This is a genomic window from Mesorhizobium sp. WSM4844 (assembly GCF_055811775.1).
The window spans coordinates 1-6603 of record NZ_JBVVQB010000110.1 but is presented as its reverse complement, the minus strand read 5'-3'; the positions used below and the strand labels follow the sequence as shown (position 1 = coordinate 6603).

4 protein-coding genes and 2 pseudogenes are annotated in these 6603 nt (G+C 59.6%); 3 read left to right on the top strand and 3 right to left on the bottom strand.

Features of this window, described 5'->3' with window-relative positions:
* Positions 1-381 precede the first annotated feature (381 nt).
* Positions 382-2115, top strand: a complete 1734-nt coding sequence (gene ggt / locus AC0L2A_RS35650) for a gamma-glutamyltransferase (protein ID WP_473612869.1) — start codon at positions 382-384, stop codon at positions 2113-2115.
* Between the two features lie 10 nt (positions 2116-2125).
* On the opposite strand, the gene AC0L2A_RS35645 is transcribed toward ggt, so the two are convergent.
* On the bottom strand, positions 2126-2470 hold the full coding sequence (locus AC0L2A_RS35645) for a hypothetical protein (protein ID WP_036263803.1): 345 nt from the start codon (positions 2468-2470) through the stop codon (positions 2126-2128).
* An 881-nt stretch (positions 2471-3351) separates the two neighbouring features.
* Complete coding sequence (locus AC0L2A_RS35640; protein ID WP_091600250.1) at positions 3352-3792, bottom strand: hypothetical protein; 441 nt, start codon at positions 3790-3792, stop codon at positions 3352-3354.
* A 942-nt stretch (positions 3793-4734) separates the two neighbouring features.
* Here AC0L2A_RS35640 and AC0L2A_RS35635 point away from each other — a divergent pair.
* Positions 4735-4980, top strand: a complete 246-nt coding sequence (locus AC0L2A_RS35635; protein ID WP_473612868.1) for a hypothetical protein — start codon at positions 4735-4737, stop codon at positions 4978-4980.
* Positions 4981-5251: 271 nt separating this feature from the next.
* Here AC0L2A_RS35635 and AC0L2A_RS35630 read toward each other — a convergent pair.
* Positions 5252-5509: pseudogene (locus AC0L2A_RS35630) on the bottom strand (MFS transporter); the annotation flags it as partial.
* Positions 5510-5872: 363 nt separating this feature from the next.
* On the opposite strand from AC0L2A_RS35630, the pseudogene AC0L2A_RS35625 reads away from it, so the two are divergent.
* Positions 5873-6442 (top strand): annotated as a pseudogene (locus tag AC0L2A_RS35625) (type IV secretory system conjugative DNA transfer family protein); the annotation flags it as partial.
* Positions 6443-6603 lie beyond the last annotated feature (161 nt).

The following is a 6603-nucleotide window of genomic DNA, read 5'->3' as shown; positions in this document are numbered from 1 at the left end:
TAACGGCATGGATCCTAGGGTCTCCGCGACGTCGCTTCGCTCCTGCTCCGCCCTAGGATGACGAAGGCGTGTTGGCTTACGGCTAATTGCAGACGTTGGCGATAGGCGCCTAATGGCAACGGCAAACCTGGCGACTACCCGCAAATCGCAAGCTTTCGAGATTGGCGGAAACGATACTCCCTTCGTCATCCTAGGGCGGAGCAGGAGCGAAGCGACGTCGCGGAGACCCTAGGATCCATGCCGTTATATCAGCCGAAGATCGCAACGGTGGTTTGCGAAGCGGCCGGTGAGGGCTGCACCAATCCCTATCCGTTCTAATGCCATGGACTCAACCGCTCCAAACGGCTTTTCTAGGCGCATCCCACGCCCCGGAGAACGGCCATGCACCGCCGCACCCTAATCGCACTCAGTCTTTCCCTCACCTTGACCTTTGCGCCGCTGGCGGCCGCATTGGCCGCCTCGCCGCAGCCGGCGAAGGGCGAGCATGGCATGGTGGTGACCGCCCAGCATCTGGCGTCTGAAGTCGGCGTCGAGGTGCTGAAGAAGGGCGGCAACGCCGTCGATGCCGCGGTCGCCGTCGGCTACGCTCTGGCTGTGGTCTATCCGAACGCCGGCAATATCGGCGGTGGCGGCTTCATGACCATCCGCTTCAAGGACGGTCGCTCGACATTCCTCGATTTCCGCGAGCGCGCGCCGCTCGCCTCGACGAAAACCATGTATCTCGACAAGGACGGCAAGCCGGTGAAAGGCGCCAGCCTCGACGGCTATCTCGCTGTCGGCGTGCCGGGCTCGGTGGCAGGCTTCGAGACCGCACGGGAAAAATACGGCACGCTGACGCGGCAGGACTTGATGGCGCCGGCCATCCGCTATGCCAGGGATGGTTTTGTGCTGGAGCAGGGCGATGTCGCCTCGCTCGAAGGCGGCGCCGCGCGGCTGGCCAAGGACCCGGCCGCGGCCGCCATCTTCCTGAAACCTGACGGCAAACCCCATGCCGTCGGCGAGCGCCTTGTCCAGGCCGATCTCGCCGCCTCGCTCTCGGCCATCTCGGAACGAGGTCGTGATGCCTTCTACAAAGGATCGATCGCCGACGGCATCGTCAAGGCGAGCGCGCAGAAGGGCGGCATTCTGGCCAAGGCGGATTTCGAGACCTACGCGGTCCGCGAGCTCGAGCCGGTGACCTGCAATTACCGCGGCTATGAGATTACCTCCTCGCCGCCGCCGAGCTCGGGCGGCGTCATCATTTGCGAGATACTCAACGTGCTGGAATTCTACCCGCTGTCCTATCTCGGCGCGGGTTCTGCCGAAACCATCAAAGTCATGGTCGAGGCGATGCGCCATGCCTATGTCGACCGCAATTCGGCGCTCGGCGATCCCGACTTCGTCGACAATCCGGTCGAAAAGCTGCTCGACAAGAACTATGCGAAGGAAATCCGCGAAAAGATCGATCCGTTCCGGGCCGGCGTGTCACAGGATCTGATGCCGAAGGGTTTTGGCGAGAGCCAGGAGACGACGCATTATTCGATCGTCGACAATGACGGCAACGCCGTCGCGGTGACCTATACGCTGAACGGCTCGTTCGGCGCCGCCGTCGTCGCCGACGGCACCGGCATCCTGCTCAACAACGAGATGGACGATTTCACCCAGAAACCGGGCGTGCCCAATCTCTACGGCCTCGTCCAGGGCGAGGCGAATGCGATCGCCCCGAGGAAGACGCCGCTGTCGTCGATGAGCCCGACCATCGTCGCCAAGGACGGCAAGCCGTTCATGGTTATCGGCAGCCCCGGCGGCTCGCGCATCATCACCATCACGCTGGCAGCGATCGTCAATGTCGTCGATCACGGCATGAACATCCAGGAGGCGATCGACGCGCCGCGCATCCATCACCAATGGCTGCCCGACACGGTCTATGTCGAACCGTTCGGCCTGTCGCCCGATACCGAAAAACTGCTTGCCGGGATGGGCTACCGCCTCGACGTCACCGATGCGACCTGGGGTCAGGCGGCCGGTATCCTGGTCGGCGGCAAGAGTCTGGCCGAGATCGAAAAGGGCGGCGGCGCCCGCTACAATGGCGCCATCGACAGCCGCGCCGCGTCCGGCGAGGCGATCGGATATTAATTTCTTTCGGTCAGATGACCAGCGTGATGGTGGACGCAATCAGCATCACCGCCGCGATGCCGACGAACAAGGCATAGATACGCGGCCGATCGAGCAGCAGCGCATTTCCCGATATCCACGCCGCGGTGGCGCCGCCAAGCGCGTACAGGAAGCCGTTACGGTGCCCCAGGGCAAGGTTTGCGGCCATCAAGCCGCCAATGATGAGGGCGCCGAACACGATGATCACGGCGACCGCGTATTTCTCGAAATCGTTGCTGGCCACACCCGGACCCATCACGTTCAACGTCGTCAGGTCGTCCGGGTCGAAGGGGCTGGCCGACCCATATTCGTCTTGACCGGCAGGCTCGTGCATCATTCATTCTCCTTGAAGCGGCAACAAATCATCAAGCCTTGCCGAGTGCAACCGGATCGCGACACGTTCAATGCCATCGGCACGGTCTTCAACACTTTCTGGCCGCGGCTTGCTACCGTCTTTTTGGATTTAATGCATGTCGCGCACAAGCTTGCCCTCGGGCCTGACCCGAGGGTGTGCAGCGGTTTTGCGGTAACGACATGCAAAAAAACAACAACCTGAAGCGCGTCGCCGGTCAAACGCGACGCGCTTCAGGTCGGATCGTGCTGCCGCTCCAGGCGATCTGTCGCACTGGAATCGCCAGTCAGGGCGTTTTGACATGAAAGGCCGCCGCTCTGGAGCAGAACCGCTGTCCTGGCTTCGGCCTGACCGCGCGTGAAGTTGCCGGCGGCGAAGATTGGGCCGGCGGCGAAGATTGGGTTGGTGGTGAAGAGTGGCCGGCGCCACTTTGGGGGGGCGTTGGGGTAGATTGCCTGATGGGCGCCGGCCAAGCGGAAATCAGGTCCGCCGCGAGCAAACATAGCAAGGAATGGCGCGGTATGGCAGTGGTGTGATCGCGGAAGATGGTTCGCGCTTTCCCGGTGCAGTGTCCCATTATCGGTCAACCCGTCTGGCACCTGAATTGCACAGTAAGCAATGCCGGGGCAACGGCCCGGAAGTCGTTCCCGAATATCGGGCCTCGCCGCTTCGCAAATGGAGCGGCGGGCCTTTTTTGGCTTAATGCATGTCGCGCAAAAGTGTGCAGCGGTTTTGCGGTAACGACATGCATAAAACAACGACCTAAAGCGCGTCGCATGAGGCCGGTCAAACGCGACGCGCTTTAGAGCATCGGCCCCGAACGTGGCTACCGGTTGCGGCAGCGTTTCGCCGCCCGCCGAGATTTGTCAGGCGGCGGGAGCCGGCGGCAGTTCGAACAGTTGGGCGCCATTCTCCTGGCCCCGCTCGACATAGCCGATTATCCGGAACCATTTTGCGACGTCCGGTCTCTGGAGCCAGCTGCGCGAGTGAATGGGGAGGTTGCCTGCAAGCGCCTGGATATGGCGAATGTGCCGCTTGCAGAAGCGAACGGTCGCGGCGCTGAAGAAATCTTCCTGCGCGGCGAACAGCGTATCGGCAGCGTCGCTATTCTCGTGCCAGGCGATGAGCGCTACGGTTTTTTCGCCCTGCACGAGCGCATGAGCACGGCCTTCCTTCAAGTTCATCATCAGATTGTCGTAGGCGATCTTGCTGTCCTTGCCGGCCGCGACGTACTCGTCCGATATTCGCTTGGACAGATCACGGAAAACACTTTCCAGATCTCCAACCGTTGCTGCGCGTGCTCTCATTTCGCCTCCTGGAGCCCCAACGGGCAGTTTGCCCTAAGGATAGGGGATCACCAAGCAAATCAAATCCGTCATTCGCCCAATGCGAGCAAACGGTTTCGCCAGTGCCGGCCCTGTCGGGCGCGGGAAAAATGATTGGAGGTCGCCGAGAACCGCTACGCAACCTGCCGCTACACGGCGACCTGAATTCCCCCAACCGATTTCAGCCAAGCGGGCGTCATGCGCAACTTGCTGAAATTGCCTTGGAAAAATGGTGCCAGAGGCGGAATCCAAACGATGGAAAACTCTCTCTGTTTCCAAACGGTTAGGACTCACGCTATATCAGGGCTAGCCAACAAAAATACCAACGAAATAATTCTGTGGATTGGTTCGGTTCCCGGATATCGCTCTATCCGCTCAATGCCATCGCGTCCCGACTTTATCTCAAAAGCCCATTGCTATCGTTACTCGAGTTTGGTCCAGATAAGTCCTGGCGATCGCATTCCATGGTGCGTGAGCAAATCGCAGATCCGCTGCCTCCGATTTCCCGACCTCTCATCGCTCCACCAATTGAAGATGGCGGAGCAAAGAGGCAGTTCAGGATACGCCTCGTCCATAACTTTGATGTTTCTATCACACAGATCCGGAACGGTACGGCGGAAAAGTCCCCTTTTGTCCTGGTCGGAAGCCTCATCTGAGGTGAAAGCGAGGTTGGGGGTGTGACGGTGCGAAGAGCATCGTCAGATTGTGCAGATTGCCCCTATCATCGCCCGCATAGGACATGATGGTTGCGCAACGGCACGCAGCAGCAATGCGCCCAGCGAGTCAAGGGTTAGGGTGATCGGACGCAAAGCCTGTTGGTGCTGGGTTCTTGCGAGCGCTGGACCGGTCGCGGCAAGCGGCCGCGCTACGTGCGCATCTTCGAAAGGGCAAACGGCGAGCTCTACGGGGGATCGAGCGCATGCGTTGCGGCTTGCCAAACAGGTCATCAGAGCCCTCGACCAGAAACCGCATGAGCCGATCGTCGCAGCGATGCTGGCGGATGGTCACAAGGCTGCGCTTTCGGCAATGGCCGTGTTGCGAGACAAGCCGAACCTGTTCGAACAGTTACTCGTCCTGTGCGAAGAGGCCGGGCGGTTGAGCGAGCGGACTGCGATCAGCTGGGCGATGCCTATGTCGAAGCAAGGCGTGCCCGTGCCGCTTGATGGGTGACGCCTATATTTACCCGGGCACCACAGTCCTCATCAATCATTTCAACATCAGAGATCAGGCCAAACTCCAAGGGCCGTAGGGAGACCCTGAAGGCGTTCAGCCGCGACCCGATCAGGGCGGCTCGGTCGCAGGATCTTATCGACTCCGGGCCGCGCAGCCCGCAATTTGGCACGCCTTACACCTACGTCACGACCAAGACCTTCCTGTTGCATTGTTCTTTGGGAACACTCTTGGGCGAGGCAATACGAGTCTCACCTTGATTGTCGCCGCTCACTTTCCATTTGGTACGCCATATTGCGCCAAGAGGCGCGAGATCACTCAGTGCGGCCAGGGCGAAAGCGGCCAGCGGTCTAAAGAACGCCAGGATAACGCCCCCCAAAGCCGGGCCGACGCTGCGAACAATGTTATATCCGACAGACATAAGCGTCACCGCAGCCGGAATGCCCCGCTTGTGAAGGATATCGCCGACTGAAGCGTGCCAGGCCGGATCATTCAAAGCGAAGCCGCAGCCAGCCAGGAAGCCCAGTCCTGACCCGGTTACGGCTCTCGGCGTGACCCGGAGAGCTGGGAGAAGCCTCTACGAGACTACAAGTGTAACACCATATTGGTGTAGCAAATCAAGCTTCGGTGGTAACCTCATGGGGTAGAGAAACGACTTTGGAAGCTGAGCAATGGATCGCGATAGCAAACTGACACGTGCAGCTGGAAGTTCATCCCGCGACGGGAGGAGGGCCGAGGAACGCCGTAACCACCTTGACTTTCCAGACGGGCCACTGAACCAATGTTGCAGAACGGTTGGTAATCGCTAACGCGCGCGATACAGCACGTGATCTTGGGAGCTTCAAATCCGCCGAGAGGCAAACGCGACGTGCAGTTCAGGACGTTGCACTTCTTTGTGCTCGATGAATTCAAGCACTTGGGTAAGCTGGAGGCGATCGAGACCGCAATTACGACCATCGCGGACTACAAGGGTCGCTTCATGCTCATCATCCAAAGCCTTTCGGCTCTGACGGGGGGCCTATGGCGAGGCTGGCAAGCAGAATTTTCTCAGCAATACTGGCCTGCAAGTGTTCGTGGCCACTGCCGATGACGAGACTCCAAACTACATTTCCAAAGCTATCGGTGAATACAACGTGTCAAGCCCAATCGATTTCTACAGCCAGGCGCGAACGTTCGATTGGAACATCCAGAATTCGATCAAGGTGCACCGCTGTTGCGTCCCGAACAGGTGCGGCTACTCAATGACGAGTACGAGATCGTTCTCATCAAAGGTCTGCCACCACTGCAATTGAGGAAGGTGCGATATTTTTCGGATCGCATCCTTAAACGCATCTTTGAAAACCAGACAGGCGCTCTCCCGGAGCCGGCGCCCTTGATGAAAGCAGACGAGGGGCTTTCGGCAGAATCTCAACTCAATGAGCCGCTGCGTGGATTAGCGCAGGACTTTGACGATACAGTTTGATGTGAGGCTAGTGTGGACCCGCGAAATAGTAATCCATCCCGAGTAACAGCTTCGTCGCAGGTGCAGGACGCCGACTTGGAAGAGGGGCAAGCGGGCCAGGCCCGGCAAGTGGGCGATGAGCAGCACCTTGCCGAGGCCCGGAGGCTGTTCGATCAAGCTGA

Bases quoted from the DNA above. Each gene is read 5' to 3' on its own strand.
- AC0L2A_RS35640 (WP_091600250.1), bottom strand. From the start codon at position 3,792: ATGAGAGCACGCGCAGCAACGGTTGGAGATCTGGAAAGTGTTTTCCGT.
- ggt (WP_473612869.1), top strand. From the start codon at position 382: ATGCACCGCCGCACCCTAATCGCACTCAGTCTTTCCCTCACCTTGACC.
- AC0L2A_RS35645 (WP_036263803.1), bottom strand. From the start codon at position 2,470: ATGATGCACGAGCCTGCCGGTCAAGACGAATATGGGTCGGCCAGCCCC.